Annotated in this window: 17 protein-coding genes and 1 tRNA gene; 2 read left to right on the forward strand and 16 right to left on the reverse strand. The window is 65.6% G+C overall.

All coding sequences use genetic code 11. The features are described from left to right. Window positions 1-96 precede the first annotated feature (96 nt). Genes ccoP through ccoN form a run of 4 tightly spaced genes read right to left on the reverse strand, consistent with a single transcriptional unit; the run spans window position 97 to window position 3594 of the window. Entirely contained in the window at window positions 97-1008 is a 912-nt protein-coding gene (gene ccoP / locus QRN25_RS15900) for a cytochrome-c oxidase, cbb3-type subunit III (RefSeq protein WP_271183632.1), read from the reverse strand. Further along, window positions 1001-1183, reverse strand: coding sequence for a cbb3-type cytochrome c oxidase subunit 3 (locus tag QRN25_RS15905; RefSeq protein WP_008828422.1), 183 nt, complete (start codon window positions 1181-1183; stop codon window positions 1001-1003). The genes ccoP and QRN25_RS15905 overlap by 8 nt, the downstream gene beginning before the upstream one ends. Further along, complete coding sequence (gene ccoO, locus QRN25_RS15910) at window positions 1180-1929, reverse strand: cytochrome-c oxidase, cbb3-type subunit II (protein WP_271183633.1); 750 nt, start codon at window positions 1927-1929, stop codon at window positions 1180-1182. The genes QRN25_RS15905 and ccoO overlap by 4 nt, the downstream gene beginning before the upstream one ends. Window positions 1930-1950: 21 nt before the next feature. Further along, window positions 1951-3594, reverse strand: coding sequence for a cytochrome-c oxidase, cbb3-type subunit I (gene ccoN, locus QRN25_RS15915; protein WP_271183634.1), 1644 nt, complete (start codon window positions 3592-3594; stop codon window positions 1951-1953). 423 nt (window positions 3595-4017) lie between these two features. On the opposite strand from ccoN, the gene QRN25_RS15920 reads away from it, so the two are divergent. After that, a complete protein-coding gene (locus QRN25_RS15920; RefSeq protein ID WP_271183635.1) occupies window positions 4018-4716 on the forward strand; it encodes an OmpW/AlkL family protein in 699 nt (232 codons plus the stop codon). 639 nt (window positions 4717-5355) lie between these two features. Here the strand turns inward: QRN25_RS15920 and QRN25_RS15925 are convergent. The 9 genes from QRN25_RS15925 to cyoA all read right to left on the reverse strand — a co-directional run bounded on the left by QRN25_RS15925 (window position 5356) and on the right by cyoA (window position 13709). Further along, window positions 5356-5802, reverse strand: a complete 447-nt coding sequence (locus tag QRN25_RS15925; protein ID WP_271183636.1) for a GtrA family protein — start codon at window positions 5800-5802, stop codon at window positions 5356-5358. Window positions 5803-5863: 61 nt separating this feature from the next. Continuing rightward, the gene (locus tag QRN25_RS15930) at window positions 5864-6565 is read right to left on the reverse strand and encodes a Crp/Fnr family transcriptional regulator (RefSeq protein WP_008831369.1); all 702 of its coding nucleotides are present in this window, start codon (window positions 6563-6565) and stop codon (window positions 5864-5866) included. Window positions 6566-6706: 141 nt separating this feature from the next. Beyond that, entirely contained in the window at window positions 6707-7261 is a 555-nt protein-coding gene (locus QRN25_RS15935) for a response regulator transcription factor (RefSeq protein ID WP_069708543.1), read from the reverse strand. Continuing rightward, on the reverse strand, window positions 7258-8619 hold the full coding sequence (locus QRN25_RS15940) for an ATP-binding protein (protein ID WP_370425348.1): 1362 nt from the start codon (window positions 8617-8619) through the stop codon (window positions 7258-7260). Before QRN25_RS15940 ends, QRN25_RS15935 begins: the two co-directional genes overlap by 4 nt. Next, a complete protein-coding gene (locus tag QRN25_RS15945; protein WP_285020202.1) occupies window positions 8604-9245 on the reverse strand; it encodes an SURF1 family protein in 642 nt (213 codons plus the stop codon). Before QRN25_RS15945 ends, QRN25_RS15940 begins: the two co-directional genes overlap by 16 nt. Before the next feature lie 77 nt (window positions 9246-9322). Beyond that, window positions 9323-9715: a cytochrome o ubiquinol oxidase subunit IV gene (cyoD, locus tag QRN25_RS15950; protein ID WP_008831373.1), complete on the reverse strand. Its 393-nt coding sequence runs from the start codon at window positions 9713-9715 to the stop codon at window positions 9323-9325. After that, window positions 9715-10356, reverse strand: a complete 642-nt coding sequence (gene cyoC, locus QRN25_RS15955) for a cytochrome o ubiquinol oxidase subunit III (protein WP_271183639.1) — start codon at window positions 10354-10356, stop codon at window positions 9715-9717. Before cyoC ends, cyoD begins: the two co-directional genes overlap by 1 nt. A 3-nt stretch (window positions 10357-10359) precedes the next feature. Continuing rightward, window positions 10360-12372, reverse strand: coding sequence for a cytochrome o ubiquinol oxidase subunit I (gene cyoB / locus QRN25_RS15960; RefSeq protein WP_271183640.1), 2013 nt, complete (start codon window positions 12370-12372; stop codon window positions 10360-10362). Window positions 12373-12377: 5 nt separating this feature from the next. After that, the gene (cyoA, locus tag QRN25_RS15965) at window positions 12378-13709 is read right to left on the reverse strand and encodes a ubiquinol oxidase subunit II (protein WP_271183641.1); all 1332 of its coding nucleotides are present in this window, start codon (window positions 13707-13709) and stop codon (window positions 12378-12380) included. Window positions 13710-13897: 188 nt separating this feature from the next. On the opposite strand from cyoA, the gene QRN25_RS15970 reads away from it, so the two are divergent. Then, complete coding sequence (locus tag QRN25_RS15970) at window positions 13898-15211, forward strand: MFS transporter (protein WP_069708547.1); 1314 nt, start codon at window positions 13898-13900, stop codon at window positions 15209-15211. A 246-nt stretch (window positions 15212-15457) separates the two neighbouring features. Here the strand turns inward: QRN25_RS15970 and QRN25_RS15975 are convergent, their stop codons facing one another. The 3 genes from QRN25_RS15975 to QRN25_RS15985 all read right to left on the reverse strand — a co-directional run bounded on the left by QRN25_RS15975 (window position 15458) and on the right by QRN25_RS15985 (window position 16153). Further along, window positions 15458-15643 carry a hypothetical protein gene (locus tag QRN25_RS15975; protein ID WP_285020204.1) on the reverse strand — a complete coding sequence of 62 codons (186 nt, stop codon included), beginning with the start codon at window positions 15641-15643 and terminating at the stop codon, window positions 15458-15460. A 14-nt stretch (window positions 15644-15657) separates the two neighbouring features. Further along, window positions 15658-15972 carry a hypothetical protein gene (locus QRN25_RS15980; protein WP_285020205.1) on the reverse strand — a complete coding sequence of 105 codons (315 nt, stop codon included), beginning with the start codon at window positions 15970-15972 and terminating at the stop codon, window positions 15658-15660. A 104-nt stretch (window positions 15973-16076) separates the two neighbouring features. After that, window positions 16077-16153, reverse strand: a tRNA-Met gene (locus QRN25_RS15985). Window positions 16154-16158: the final 5 nt, after the last annotated feature.

Consider the following 16158-nt stretch of genomic DNA (forward strand, 5'->3'; position numbering starts at 1 on the left):
TTTTCTCCGTCATCCCCGCGAAGGCGGGGACCCATCTCCTGAACTGGCATGTTGCACGGTCATCAGATGGGTTCCCGCCTTCGCGGGAATGACGGGTCAGGGGGTGGCGGCAGCTTCGGGCTCGGGCGCAGGCGTCTGTTCACCCCCGCCGAGCGAGTGGACGTAGGCCGCCAGCATCTTGATCGTCACCGGATCGAGACGGCCGGTCCATGCGGGCATCACCCCCATGTGCGGCTTGCTGACCTGCGCGACGACATCGTCCTTCGTGCCGCCGTCGAGCCAGATCGCATCGGTCAGGTTGGGCGCGCCGAACTGGCGGCTGCCCTTGCCTGCCGGGCCGTGGCAGACGGCGCAGTTGTCGGCGAAGAGCTTCGCGCCCTCGGCGTTGCCGCGCGCCTTGCCCGAAAGCGAGAGGACATGGCTTGCCACCGCGTCGATCTGCGCCGCCGTCAGCAGGCCATCGCTGCCGAAGTTCGGCATGATCGACTGCCGCGTGACGTCATCGCCGGGCTGGCGGATGCCGTGGAGCAACGTCGTCTCGATGGTTTTCAGATCGCCGCCCCAGAGCCAGTCGTCGTCGTTGAGGTTGGGGAAGCCCTTCGACCCCGCCGCGCCGGCGCCGTGGCACTGGACGCAGTTGATCCTGAACGCCGCCGCGCCGCCCGCCACCGCCGCGCGCATCAGTTCGGGGTGCTTCGGCAGCTCCTCGATTCTCATGTCCGCCAGCGCCGCCACGGTCTTCGCGCGGGTGGCGGCGGCGGCCTTCATGTCCTTGTCCAGCTCGCCCCGGCTGGTCCAGCCGAGCGTGCCTTGCGTCGCGCTCGAAAGCATCGGCCACGCCGGGTAGACCACGCTGTAGCCCAGCGCGAAGACGATGCAGGCGTAGAAGGTCCAGAGCCACCAGCGCGGCAGCGGGGTGTTGAGTTCCTCGATCCCGTCCCACTCGTGGCCGACGGTTTCCGTGTTCGTGGCTTCGTCGAGGCGTCCTTTTGGATGATGCTCAGCCATCGTTCTCGTCCTTGAAGATCATCGTCGCGGCGGCGTCGTTCTTCGCGCGGTGGCCGGGCCGGAAGGGCCAGGCGATCAGCACGACGAACACCACCAGCATCGCCAGCAGGCCCCAGCTGTCGGCCAGATGCCGCAGCATGTCGTACGTGGAATGGGTGCTGAGGGAGAAGGTCATCGCCCCTTCTCCTTGGCCAACTGCTCCTGCGCGGCGGCGGCGTTGACATCGACCATGGTGCCCAGCACCTGCAGATAGGCGACGAGCGCATCCATCTCGGTCACGCGGCTGGGGTCGCCGTCGAAGTCGCGGATCTGCGCCTTGGGGTAGCGCTTGAGCAGGTCGCCGGGATCGGCTTCCGGGGCGGCCTGCGCGTTGAGGTCGGCCAGCGCGCTGGTGATGTCGCGGTCGGTGTAGGGCACGCCCACGCGGCGCAGCGCCGTCAGGTTCGCGGCGGGGTCGGCGACTTGCAGGTCACGCTCGGCGAGGAAGCCGTACTTCGGCATCACCGATTCGGGCACGACGCCTTCGGGGTTCGTCAGGTGCTGGACGTGCCAGCTGTCCGAATACTTGCCGCCCACGCGCGCAAGGTCAGGCCCGGTGCGCTTGGAGCCCCACTGGAACGGATGGTCGTACATCGATTCCGCCGCGAGGCTGTAGTGGCCGTAGCGCTCCACCTCGTCGCGGAAGGGGCGGATCATCTGGCTGTGGCAGACGTAGCAGCCCTCGCGCACGTAGATGTCGCGGCCCGCCTGCTCCAGCGGGGTATAGGGGCGCACGCCCTGAACTTTCTCGATGGTGTTGTCGATCCAGAACAGCGGCGCGATCTCGACGATGCCGCCGATGGCGACGACGACCAGCGCGCAGATGCCCAGCAAGGTGATATTCTTTTCAAGCGTCTTGTGGCGTTCGACGATGGTGGTCATGGTTCTTGTCCCTGTTCGTCGTCAGTTCGCGAGGATCGGGCGGTCGGCGGCGGGATCGTAGGCGGCATCGCGCAGGGGCTTTTCCTCGCGCAGCTTGCCGAGGATCGTGGCCCAGACGTTGACCGTCATGATGACCCCGCCCGCGAGGTAGAGCGCGCCGCCGAAGGCGCGCAGCGCATACATCGGATGGAGCGCCGCCACGGAGTCTGCGAAGGAGTTCACGAGGTAGCCGTCGGCGCCATATTCGCGCCACATCAGGCCCTGGGTGATGCCCGCCACCCACATGCTGGCGGCGTAGAAAACGATCCCCAGCGTCGCGAGCCAGAAGTGCCAGTTCACCATGCGCAGCGAGTACAGGCGCTCACGGCCCCACAGGCGCGGCACGAGGTAGTAGATCGCGCCGAAGGTGATCATCCCGTTCCAGCCCAGCGCGCCGGAGTGGACGTGGCCGATGGTCCAGTCGGTGTAGTGCGAGAGCGAGTTGACGCTCTTGATGCTCATCACCGGGCCTTCGAAGGTGCTCATGCCGTAGAAGGCCAGCGCCATCACCATCATGCGGATGATCGGATCGGTGCGGACCTTGTCCCAGGCGCCGTTGAGCGTCATCAGCCCGTTGATCATGCCGCCCCAGCTCGGCATCCACAGCATGATCGAGAACACCATGCCCAGCGTCTGCGCCCAGTCGGGCAGCGCGGTGTAGTGCAGGTGATGCGGCCCCGCCCAGATGTAGAGGAAGATCAGCGACCAGAAGTGGATGATGGACAGGCGGTAGGAATAGACCGGCCGCTCGGCCTGCTTGGGCACGAAGTAGTACATCATCGCCAGGAAGCCGGCGGTCAGGAAGAAGCCCACCGCATTGTGGCCGTACCACCACTGCACCAGCGCGCCCTGCACGCCCGCGAACAGCGGGTAGCTCTTGGAACCCAGCAGGCTGACCGGCAGGTCAAGGTTGTTGACCACATGCAGCATCGCCACGGTGACGATGAAGGCGAGGTAGAACCAGTTGGCGACGTAGATGTGCGGTTCCGAGCGCCTCACGATCGTGCCGACGAAGACCGCGAGGTAGCAGACCCATACCACCGTCAGCCACCAGTCGACGTACCATTCGGGCTCTGCGTATTCCTTGCCCTCGCTGATGCCGAGGAGGTAGCCGGTGGCGGCCAGCACGATGAACAGCTGGTAGCCCCAGAACACGAAACGGGCGAGACCGGGGAAGGCCAGCCGCGCGCGGCAGGTGCGCTGGACGACGTAGAAGCTCGTCGCGATCAGGGCATTGCCGCCGAACGCGAAGATCACCGCCGACGTGTGCAGCGGGCGGACCCGGCCGAAGTTGAGGTAGGGCTCCAGATTGAGCCAGGGCCAGGTCAGCTGCGCGGCGATGAACACGCCCGCCAGGAACCCCGCCATGCCCCAGAACACCGTGGCGATCATGCCCCAGCGGATCGGGTCGTCGTCATAGCGCCCCTGATCGGGGAAGCGCAGCACGCCGCGCGCGATGCCGTCATAGTCGGCGCCGCGCAGGGTGAACCACAAGGCGGTCATCGCCGCGATGGCGACGATCCCCATGTGGATGGCGAAGCCCTGATCCACCGCCAGCGCGGAGGCCATCACGGCAAGGAAGAGCACGGCAAGCCACACGCCTGCCCGCGCCAGCACCGAAACCATAAGCTGTCTCTTTTCGAGATGAGTTGCTGATCAGGGTCCGCCTTGGGCGCAGGAGCCGGGAGTCGCATTGACGGGGATCAAAAACCCTCGTCGTCCCGGACCTGATCCGGGACCGCTGGCCGTGAACGGCCCGCCTCGCGGTGCGCGCAGCAGGGGCTTCGACAAGCTCAGCCTGAGCGGTGTTGAGAGGAGAGGTTATCAGTCCCGCTCAGGCTGAGCTTGTCGAAGCCCCCGCCGGGCAGCACGCGCCTAAAGACAGCCACCGGTCCCGGATCAGGTCCGGGACGACGGGGCGACAGCAAAATTCTCCCCGACTTGCGCCCGATCAATTCATCCCGGTTGCATGAAGCGCAAACCGCAAGGGCCGCTCAAGAGGGGGGACATGCATGGTGCAGCCCCGGCGGTCATTCGAAAGACAGCGATATGCGCAAGATCACCCTGCTCGCCGCCGCGCTTGCGGCCACTGCCTTCACCACGCCCGCGATGGCCGGAAGCCCGGACGGCAGGTTTCAGGTCAAGGTGCTCGCGACCGGGGTTCTGCCCGACGGCGGCATCGACAAGGTCAAGTCGATCGATTCGGGCCTTGCCGCCACGCTGACCGGCATGGGCGTCACCGACGTCGACGCCCGGGCGAACGACAACGTCGTGCCCACCCTCGCGGTCGAATACTTCTTCACCAAGGCCGTCTCGGTCGAGACGATCTGCTGCTTCACCCAGCATCACGTGGGCGGTGCGGCGGACCTTGCGGGCACGCGGCTGGTCGATCACGTGCTGATCCTGCCCGCGACCGTGACCGCCAAGTACCACCTCGACACCGGCACCCCGATCAAGCCTTATGTCGGCGCCGGCCCCGCGCTGTTCTTCGTGTTCGACGAAAAGCCCGGCGCCACCGCGCAGGCGCTCGGCGTGGACAAGGTGAAGATGTCCAATTCCTTCGGCGTCGCGCTGCAGGCGGGCGTGGACATCGCGCTCGGCCAGAGCGGCTACGGCGTGACGCTCGATGCCAAGAAGTACTTCATCAAGCCGACCGCCAGCTTCTATGCCGATGGGGCGAAGGTGCTGGAAACGAAGCACGACCTCGACCCGTGGGTGCTGAGCGCGGGCCTGTCGTACCGGTTCTAAGCGCGCTTGCCCTTGACAAATATAACCACATGGGTTATATGGCCCAGCATCCGGAGCGGCGAATGATCACGTCGCTCCGGTGTATCGGGTCGGCGTCGTGGGCCGGGATGCGGTTTCAACCGTGGCCATGCAACCCACGCGTCCGTTCGAAGACCCGGACTGTCCCTGCGCTACCGGAAACGCCGTCCATACGTTCCTGCGACACGTCGTTGGGCATGGGACGGCCATCCCGGATAGCCTTCGGCCGATAACGCTGCGAACCCTAACGATGGCCACATGGGACAAGTCCGATGGAATACAGGTCGAGCCGGGCTGCACCGTGAGTTACCCGGCCGCTCGCCAGAGCTTCACGGAAAACAAAACCCCGCGTCCCGGTGAGGACGCTCCCGACGCCGACCCGATGTTACCTTCGGATGCGTTGATTTCCCCGGCGTAATGGCCCGCACTCGCCAGCGGGTATTTTTGCGTGACCCCGCTGCACGAACGACATCGTCATCCCAGCGAAAGCTGGGACCGCTGGCCTGTTACGGCCAACTATCGTTCAAACGCCCTGCCGAGGGTTGGGCTTTGCGCGGCCAGCGGTCCCAGCCTTCGCCAGGATGACGGTGTTGGGTGACGATGTTCCCGCATCCTACCCATTCACACTTCGTGGAAGTTCAATGTCGCGTTCAGGATGAACACCAGCGTGCCCGAACACAGCGAGACGATCACCCGCGCGAGCAGATAATGCGCGTCGAACACCGTGGTCAGCAGCGCGAAACCGCCGAGGATCACCGCCAGCCCCACCAGCGCGTTGGTGAGGTAATAGACATAGCCGGTGAAGATCCCGCGATCGCTCTCCCGAAACACCCAGACCCGTGCAAGGCCGTAATTCAGCGAGTTGGCGAAGAGGAACCCCGCCGTCACCGCCACGAACTTGTCGATGCCAAGCTGCGAGACCATCAGCCAGATCAGCGCCATGTCGATCGCGAAGCACAGGCACGAGGCCACGGCATTGCGCACGAACAGCACGGCGGTGTGCCGACTGAACAGGCCGTAGTGCGGGTGAGCGCCAAGGGAGCCCGGCACGATGGGCGAATGAAACATGCCAGTGGCAACGCCGCCGCCTCGCCATGGTTTCCCGCGAGCCGGTAACAGGGACGAACCGTTACCCTGCCTCGGCGACCAGCGTGTCGAAATCAAGGATCGTCACTTCGCGGCGCGAGGGCAGGTCGATCACGCCCTCGTTCTTGAGCCGGGTGAACTGGCGGCTGACGGTCTCGATGGTCAGGCCCAGCACGTCGGCGATCTGCTGGCGCGAGAACGGCAGGGTCAGGATGCGCCGCCCCGGATGCTCGAAATCGATCCGGCAGCCGGCGCCGCCGAGCCGTTCGGTCATCTCGACGAGGAAGCTCGCCATCTTCTCCGCCGCCGACTTGCGGCCGAGCAGCAGCATCCAGCGGCGCGTGCGGTCCAGTTCGCCCAGCGTGCGTTCGAGCAGCTTGTGCTCCAGCGCCGGATGCTCGCGCGCGAAGGCGTCGAAGTCGCGGCGGGAGAACACGCAGACGCTGGCGTCGGTCAGCGCCGTGACACCGTGCCCGGTGGTGCCGCCGAAGGGGCGGCCGATGAAGTCGGAAGGATAGACCACGCCGACGATCTGCTCGCGCCCGTCCTCGGTGTTGGTGGAGAGCTTGAGCACGCCGTCGATGACATTGGCGACGAGGACCGAATCCTCGCCCTCCCAGATGATCGATTCCCCGGCGGTCAGCTTGCGCGTGCGCCCGATCGCATTGAGCGCATTGAGTTCGCCGGCGTCGAGCGCGGCACAGATCGCCCGGTTGCGGACGACGCAAAGATCACAGCTGGACATGGTTTCCGATCACCGGGGGCTTCTCGTGGGTTGTATAGCGTATTGGCGGCTCGCGGGAAACTGCAGGGGCTTCGACAGGCTCAGCCTGAGCGGGGTTGGAGGTTTACGCTACCTCCGCTCACCCTGAGCTTGTCGAAGGTGTCAAACCTGCCGCTTCTCGAGCTTGCGCGCCAGCGTGCGGCGGTGGAGGCCGAGGCGGCGCGCGGTTTCGGAGATGTTGAATTCGCACTCCACCAGCGTCTGGTGGATGTACTCCCACTCCAGCGTCTTGATCGAGGTCTTGCGGCCCTCCACCGGCACGCTGGCATCGCCGCGCAGCGACGCGAAGGCCGCCTCGATGTCGTCGGTGTTGGAGGGTTTGGCGAGATAGTGCGAGGCGCCCAGTTTGATCGCCTCGACGGCGGTGGCGATGCTGGCGTAGCCGGTCAGCACGACGATGCGCGTCTGCGGCGCATGGGCATGAAGCGCCTCGACCACGGTGAGGCCGGAACCCGCGCCGAGTTTCAGGTCCACCACCGCGAACTCGAAGCTGTCCGCCAGGAACAGCGCCTCGGCCTCTTCGGGGCTTGCAGCGGAGGCGACGCGGTAGCCGCGTCGTTCGAAAGAGCGGCGCAGGGTTCGCGCGAAAGTGGGGTCGTCCTCGACGATGAGCAGGCTGGCGCCCGTCGCGCCGATGGCGGAGGGAGTGTCGGTCATTGCTTCTCCTGCCGTTGTTCTTGTTCTTCGAGCGCCAGTGTAGCGAGGGGGATCGCCAGTTGCACGCTCGCACCGCCGGTTTCACGGTTCTCCACCGAGACCGCGCCGCCCAGCTTGCGGATCACGTTGACGACGAGGAACAGGCCGAGCCCGCCCCCGTCGCGCCCCTTGGTCGAGATATAGGGCTGGCCGATGCGGCGCAGCACTTCGGGCGCGAAGCCGGGGCCGCGGTCGCTTACGGTCAGCATGACCTGCCGTCCCGGACTCTGGGCAGCGCCCTCCCCTTCCAGCCAGACCTCGATCAGGACGAGGTCGGGCGAGACCTCGATGGCGTTGTCGATGACGTTGCCAACGATCTGGCGCAGGCCCGGATCGGCGATGATCTCGACGTCACCCGCCATGCGGTCGATCACGCGCAGTTCGCCGGGGATGCGGGTGCGCCATTCCTCGGCGAGATCGTCGATGAAGCCGCGCACGGTGGTCACCGCCGGATCGACGCCGCGCACTTCACCCGCCGACATCAGGATGCCCGACACGATCGTCTTGCAGCGCTCCAGCTCGCGGCGCACGTCAGCAAGATCGGCGGCCATGTCGGGGTCGTCCCTGATCGTCGGCTCGTGGCTCCAGTCGCCCAGGATCACCGAGATCGACGAGAGCGGGGTGCCCAGTTCATGCGCCGCGCCCGAGGCGAGCAGGCCCATGCGGATGATGTGGTCCTCCTCCGCAGCCTGCTGGTAGTAGTCGGCGAGGCGCGCATCGCTTTCGCGCCGGTTGCGGTCGAGCCGCACGACGAAGACGATCAGCAGCACGGCGGCGAGCACGAAGCAGAACAGGCTGCCGTAGATGTAGAGGTGGAAGTGATCGCCCGCCAAGCGATCGGGCAGCTGCAGCGGCTCGTAGAAGAAGGTCAACAGCGCCATGCACAGGCAGGCGTTGAGCGCGACCAGCCAACTCCAGCGCGCCTCCAGGATGATCGCGCCGATGACGATCTGGAGGAGGAACAGGAAGGTGAACGGGTTTGTCGCCCCGCCCGAGTAATAAAGCTGCCAGCACAGCGCGACGACGTCGATCATCAGCGCCGAGAACATCTCGCGCTGGGTGAACGATTCGCGCTGCAGCACGACGCGCGCGACGGTCAGGTTGATGACGATCAACAGCAGCGGCGCCAGCAGCAGCGGCGCCAGCGGCAGGCGGACCTTGAGCACGGCAGAGACCACGACGATGGTGGCCAGCTGCCCGAACACCGCCGTCCAGCGCAGCTGGGTGAGCAGGACGACGCTGGAGCGGCTCGGCGTACTGCCCGGCACCTCCGGCGGCGCGAAGAGCGCCGCCAGGCGCTCGATCACGCCCGGCGCCATGTATAGGCGAGCGCGACCAGCGACAGCGCCGCCATCGCGAACCAGGTCAAGGCATAGCTGAGATGGCTGTCGGGGAACGTGATCTGGGTGAGGCCGGGTACGGGCTTGAGGGCGGGCGCGGTAGTCGCCTGCTCCGTCTGGACATCGACGAAGGCAGGGGAGACGGCGCCCAGCTTGCGCGCTTGCGCCAGCGCGGCGGTATCGCGCGAGTACCAGCGATCGTCCTGCGGGGCGTTGGATTGCAGGATACTGCCCTTGGGCTCGGGCAGGCGCAGCAGGCCGACGATCGACACCTTACCCGCAGGCGCCGAGGCTCCGGCGTCGGCGCGGGTGGTCCCGGCGGGCACGAAGCCGCGGTTGATCCACAGGAGCCTGCCGTCTTCGAGGCGCAGCGGCGTCATCGTCCAGTAGCCCGTTCCGCGTTCCGTGGCGGCCCGCACCAGCGCGGTCGCAGGCCCGTCATAGACGCCCGAGACGCGGACGCGAAGATATTCGAGATCGGGGCCGAGGCTGCCGTCCTGCGGCAGCGCCTGTGGAGCGGCATGGACGCGCGCATCGACGCGGGCGATCAGCGCGTGCTTCCAGTGCATCCGCTGGATCTGCCAGATGCCCAGGCCCACGAACATCGCGAAGGCCACTAGCAGAAGCGCGGCAAGCCCGATGGGCCGCCGCGCTCCTTTTGCCGCCGTTGTGCGGTCCTCGGTCAGGGCAGCTGGCCCATGTCGTGGACGCTCATCGGCATCATGTTGGTGTTGAGGTGGAACATGACCCACAGCGAACCGGACAGCGTGATGATGACCAGAACGATCGTGAAGATCAGCGCCATGACCGTCCAGCCGTTCTCCGACTTGGTGTTCATGTGCAGGAAGTAGATCATGTGGACCACGATCTGCACCACGGCGAAGGCCATGATGACCAGCGCGGTGGTCTGCTTGTCGGGGATCGCGCCCGTCATCACCAGCCAGAACGGGATCGCGGTGAGCACGACCGACAGCAGGAAGCCGACGACGTACTCGCGCATCGAGCCATGGCTCGCGCCGTGCTCGTCGTGGTGATCGTGCGCGGCGGGGTTGGGGTGGGCGTGTTCGTTCGCCATCACAGCATTCCCATCAGGTAGACGAAGGTGAAGACGCCGATCCAGATGACGTCGAGGAAGTGCCAGAACAGCGACAGGCACATGAGGCGGCGCTTGTTGGCCGGGATCAGGCCCTTCTTGCCGACCTGCACCACCAGCGTGAACAGCCAGATCAGGCCGAAGGTGACGTGCAGACCGTGGGTGCCCACCAGCGAGAAGAACGCGGTGAGGAAGCCCGAGCGCATCGGCGTCGCACCCTCGTGGATGAGGTTGCTGAACTCGTAGAGTTCGATGCCGAGGAAGCATGCGCCGAACACGGCGGTGACCAGCAGCCAGGCTTGCGTCGCGCCCTTGTTGTTCTTCTCCATGGCCAGCATGGCGAAGCCGTAAGTGATCGACGAGAACAGCAGCATGGCGGTGTTGAGCGCCACCAGCGGCAGCTCGAACAGGTCCTTCGGCCCCGGCCCGGCGGCCAGGCTGCCGCCCAGCACGCCGTATGCCGCGAAGAGCATGGCGAAGATGAGACAGTCGCTCATCAGGTAGACCCAGAAGCCCAGCATGGTGCTGCCGCCTTCGGGGTGGTCATGCTCGTTCAGGTCGTAGAACGCGGCCTGAAGCTGCGCCTGATCGAGGGTGTGCGTTGGAGCGGTGTTGGCGGTCATGTCTCAGGCTCCCGCGGCGGCGAGCTGGCGGGTGCGTTCCGCCTCGGTCGCTTCGACCGTCTCGACGGGGATGTGGTAGTCCCGCTTGTAGTTGAACGTATGGAAGATCGCGTAGCCGATGATCCCGGCGAACGAGACCGCCGCGAGCCACCAGATGTACCAGATCATCGCGAAGCCGAGCGACGTCGACAGACCCGCCAGGATCAGGCCGGTCCCCGTGCCGCTGGGCATGTGGATCGGACGGAAGCCGGAAGTCGGACGCTGGACGCCGCAGCGCTTCATGTCGTCCCAGGCGTCGAGGTCGTGGACCAGCGGGGTGAAGGCGAAGTTGTACTCCGGCGGCGGCGACGAGGTCGACCACTCCAGCGTACGACCGTTCCACGGATCGCCCGTCTCGTCCTTCAGTTCCTCGCGCTTCCAGATGGAGACGGCGAACTGGACCAGCATGGCGCCGATGCCACCGGCGATCATCACGGCGCCGAAGGCGGCGATGACGAACCAGATCTGGATCGACGGATCGTCGAACACGCGCATGCGGCGGGTCACGCCCATCAGGCCGAGGATATAGAGCGGCATGAAGGCGAACCAGAAGCCCGGAACCCACAGCCAGAAGCTGACCTTGCCCCAGAACTGGTTGAGCTTGAAGCCGAAGGCCTTGGGCCACCAGAAGTTGATCGCCGCGAAGATGCCGAACAGCACGCCGCCGATGATCACGTTATGGAAGTGCGCGATCAGGAACAGCGAGTTGTGCAGCACGAAGTCCGCAGGCGGCACCGCGAGCAGCACGCCGGTCATGCCGCCGACCGTGAAGGTCAGCATGAACGCGACGGTCCACATCATCGGCAGCTCGTAGCGGATGCGGCCGCGATACATCGTGAACAGCCAGTTGAACAGCTTCGCGCCGGTCGGGATCGAGATCACCATGGTGGTGATGCCGAAGAACGAGTTGACGCTCGCGCCCGAACCCATCGTGAAGAAGTGGTGCAGCCACACGAGGTACGACAGGATGGTGATGACCAGCGTGGCGTAGACCATCGACGAGTAGCCGAACAGGCGCTTGCCCGAGAAGGTCGAGACGACTTCCGAGAACACGCCGAACAGCGGCAGGATGAGGATGTAGACCTCGGGGTGGCCCCAGATCCAGATCAGGTTCACGTACATCATCGGCGAGCCGCCGAAGTCGTTCGAGAAGAAGTTGAAGCCGAGGTAGCGGTCGACGGTCAGCATCGTCATCACCGCCGTCAGCACCGGGAAGGCGGCGACGATCAGGATGTTGGTGCACAGCGAGGTCCAGGTGAACACCGGCATGCGCATCATGGTCATGCCGGGCGCGCGCATCTTGACGATGGTGCACACCAGGTTGACGCCCGAAAGCAGCGTACCGACACCCGCGATCTGCAGGGACCAGATGTAGTAGTCGACGCCGACCCACGGGCTGTACGCCAGGTTCGACAGCGGCGGATAGGCCAGCCAGCCGGTCTGCGCGAACTCGCCCACGAACAGCGACATCATGGTGAGCACCGCACCGGCGGTGGTCATCCAGAAGCTGAAGTTGTTCAGGAACGGGAAGCTGACGTCGCGCGCACCGATCTGCAGCGGCACGATGTAGTTCATGAGGCCCGTGACGAAAGGCATCGCCACGAAGAAGATCATGATGACACCGTGCGCGGTGAAGACCTGGTCGTAGTGGTGGGCGTTGAGGTAACCGTCGTTGCCGTTGAACGCCATCGCCTGCTGGGCGCGCATCATGATCGCGTCGGCGAAGCCGCGCAGGAACATGACCAGACCCAGGATCATGTACATGATGCCGATCTTCTTGTGATCGACGCTGGTGAACCACTCCTTCCAGAGATAGCCCCAGAGCTTGAAGTAGGTCAGGCCCGCGACGAGCGCGGCGCCGCCGAGCATCACGACCACGAAGGTCGCGAGCACGATCGGCTCCTGCGGGATGGCATCCAGCCACAGGCGCCCGAGTAGCGGACTCCAGTGGTTATGGGCTTCGGCTTCGATGGCCATGAGTGTCAGTTCCGCGAATTCAGGGAAATGTGAGCGGGCTTGGCGGGCAATGCAGGCGCATCCTCACCGCCGAAGCCGATCGACTGCGGCGCGGGGATCCCGGCGCCGTTCAGCGAGCGAAGGTCGGAAGGCGCCTTGACGGAACCGTCGCGCACCTGGCCGGGCATCTGCTCGCACAGCGCACGGACCCAGGCCAGCTCGCGCTTGACCGCGTCGCTGGGGTTCGCGCTCTCGGCAACCGCGCTGTCGCGGCCGTCCTTGTCGTACGACAGCATCTGCACGTTGCGGATGCCCGCCTTGCCCATACCGCCGCGCGCATCGAGAGCCATCATCTCGCTCATGCACATCTTGCCCGGCTGGACGCACATGTTGACGACGGCGTCATAGAGCTTGGGATCGACGTTGGCGAAGCGGATCGCCGGAACCTTCTGCGTCGGCTTCTCGAGTTCGAGGTAGGCCGCACGGTCGAGGGTGCCGCCCATCTGCTTGGCGGGAACGCCGGTGAACGCTTCGGCGGCGATCACGTCGCCCGCAGGCTGCGGCTTGGTGCCCGTGGTCTTCACATCACCGACCCACTTGGCGAAGTCCGCGTCCGAAACCGAACGCATCTTGAAGCGCATGTGGGTGAAGCCCGCGCCCGAGTAGTTGGCCGAGAAGCCGACCGACTCGACGTTCGAGTTCATCACCGCGTGCAGGCGCGTTTCCATGCCCGGCATCGCGTAGATCTGGCCCGCCATCGCCGGAACGTAGAACGAGTTCATGACGTTCGCGGAGGTGATCTTGAAGTTCAGCGGGCGGCCGCTCGGCACGACCAGTTCGTTGACCGTGGCAACGCCCTGCTCGGGGTAGATGAACAGCCACTTCCAGTCGAGCGCGACGACTTCCACCTCGAGAGGCTTCGCATCCTGCGAAACCTGGGTCTGGGCGTCGATGCGGCCGATGGTGCGGTAGGGATCGAGAAGGTGGGTGCTGGTCCAGGTCACGGCGCCAAGGCAGATGATGATGAGCAGCGGCGCGGCCCAGATCATCAGTTCGAGCTGGGTCGAGTGATCCCAGTCCGGCTCGTACTTCGCGTCCTTGTTATTGGCGCGGTAGCGCCACGCGAAGATCACCACCGCCAGCATCACCGGCACGACGATGAGCAGCATCAGCAGCGTCGCGACGACCACGAGGTCGCCCTGCTGCTGTGCAACATCGCCCGACGGCTTGAGCACGAGGGTGTTGCACGCCGACAGCGCAGCGGTCAGCCCGAGGGCGCCCACGACGCGCATCGCGCGGTTACGGAACGGGCCGAAACGACGGCCGGGCGGGTTCAGACGTGACTCGGGCGGTTGCATGGCGCGTCGCCTAGGCCCGTGCTGCGGATGCGAACATAGGACATTTTGTCCAATCCCCTTACGGCGTTTCAGATACAATAGGGCGGCCAATTGTGAAGCCGCGCGTCCGTCGCGCCGGTGCGATTCGCGGACGGGCGGGACTCTCGCTTATTCCCGTGTTATACCAGACGAAGGCCGAGATACGCCAGATGAGCACAACCACGACCCCGACCCGCGAGGAACTCGGCCTGCCGACGTTCAAGCCGCACCACGCGATTTCGCCCGGCGAGATCGCGATCGGCGTGATCATCGGCCGTACCTCGGAATTCTTCGACTTCTTCGTCTACGCCATCGCCTCGGTGCTGGTGTTCCCGAAGCTGTTCTTTCCCTTCGTCGATCCGCTGACCGGCACGCTCTACAGCTTCGCGATCTTCGCGCTGGCCTTCATCGCGCGCCCGTTCGGTTCGCTGTTCTTCATGGCGCTCGACCGTGCCTACGGCCGCGGCGTCAAGCTGACGATCGCGCTGTTCGGTCTCGGCGGCTCCACTGCCGCGATCGCCTTCCTGCCGACCTATGAGACCATGGGCGCCACCGCAATCTGGCTGCTGGCGATCTTCCGCATCGCGCAGGGCTTCGCGCTCGGCGGCACGTGGGACGGCCTGGCTTCGCTGCTCGCGCTCAACGCCCCGGAAAACCGCCGTGGCTGGTGGGCGATGGTGCCGCAGCTCGGTGCGCCGTTCGGCCTCATCGTCGCCAGCGCGCTGTTCGCCTACATGATCGCCGTGCTGCCCGCCGCCGACTTCCTGGAGTGGGGCTGGCGCTATCCGTTCTTCGTGGCGCTCGCGATCAACGTCGTGGCGCTCTTCGCGCGCCTGCGCATCGTCGTCACCGAGGAATTCCAGACCCTGTTCGAAAGCCGCGACTTGCAGCCCGTCAGCGTCATGGGCACCGTCAGCAAGGAAGGCCGCACCGTCCTGATCGGCGCCTTCGCCCCACTCGCCAGCTTCGCGATGTTCCACATGGTCACCGTGTTCCCGCTCTCGTGGGTGTTCCTCTTCACCAAGGAAGCGCCGACCCGCTTCCTGCTGATCGAAGTGCTGGCCGCCGTCTTCGGCCTCGTCGCCGTGCTGTTCTCGGGCCGCCTCGCCGACCGTTACGGCCGCCGCACCCTGCTCGGCACTTGCGCTGTCGGCATCGCGGTGTTCAGCGGCTTCGCGCCGCAGCTGCTCGACGGAGGCACGGCCGGCGAGCTGGTGTTCATGATCGGCGGCTTCATCCTGCTGGGCCTGTCATTCGGCCAGTCCTCGGGCGTCGTCGCCTCGGCTTTCCCGACCGACCACCGCTACACCGGCTCGGCGCTCACCAGCGACCTTGCCTGGCTGTTCGGCGCCGGCTTCGCCCCGCTGGCGGCGCTGCTGCTCTCCACCCACTTCGGCCTAATCGCCTCGGGCGGCTACCTGCTCTCGGGCGCACTGGCGACCCTGCTGGCCCTGTGGCTGAACAAGGAACTCGCAAGCCGCTGAGGCCGGCGATACCTCAACCCTCAGACAAAAGGGGCCGCAACCATGAAGGTTGCGGCCCCTTTTTCATGTCAGGTCGGGATGGCAGTCAGTCCCTCGGGTGAAATCCCTGCATATCAAGGATCACGCGGTTCAGGGCCTCTCCGATGTCAGCCCGGAATAGTTGCGCCGTCTGCCCTGCATAGGCATCCATGGTTCCCTCCGCCCGTGCGGACTACCACCCGGCGTGGAATGCGACGAAAAGGATCTTCACTCTTCTGCCAGGGCCGCCCATGTCCCGGGATCGGCGTTCTGGCCACCCTGTCCCAGCAGCCTTCCGATCTGAGAGCGCGCGGCCTGCACCTGGCTGGCCGAAGGGTCGCGGGCACGGTTGGCCACCAGGTCGCCTAGCACGAGACAGGCGGTCATGACGTCGCCAGCATCGTCTGACCGCAACCGGAAGCCTCGCGTCAGTCCTGCATAGATGGCGGGATATCGTTCTGCAGCAGTTGTGGCTCGGCCAGCGCCGCAGCCTTCGGGTCCCAGGCTTTCAGACGCCCCAGAAAGTTTGCCTGCGCCTGCCGCGTCTCCTGCGCTGTCATCGCGTAAGCGAAGCGGATAGGCCCGCGCTCGGCCGGACTGCCCCCCGCTCCGGTACCGACCGTTTCCGGCTCAGCCTTTGTTGGCGACGCGGCGCGTCCACGCGCCTTGCACGGGCTGCGACCATCACCAAGAACGCCTTGGTAGAACTCCTTGGCGAAGATCCGTGTCTTGGCATGACGCATGTTTCAGCGAGTCGCGATGAAGGCTCAATTTTCGGCTGCAAGCTGCAGAAAATAAATACAAAAAAGCCGCCCTCGGATTTCCCGGGACGGCGTGGTGTATTGTTTGGTTGCGGGGGCAGGATTTGAACCTGCGACCTTCAGGTTATGAGCCTGACGAGCTACCGGGCTGCTCCACCCCGCGTCACC

It is taken from the genome of Novosphingobium sp. fls2-241-R2A-195 (assembly GCF_030209485.1).
GTDB classification, from domain to species: Bacteria; Pseudomonadota; Alphaproteobacteria; order Sphingomonadales; family Sphingomonadaceae; genus Novosphingobium; species Novosphingobium resinovorum.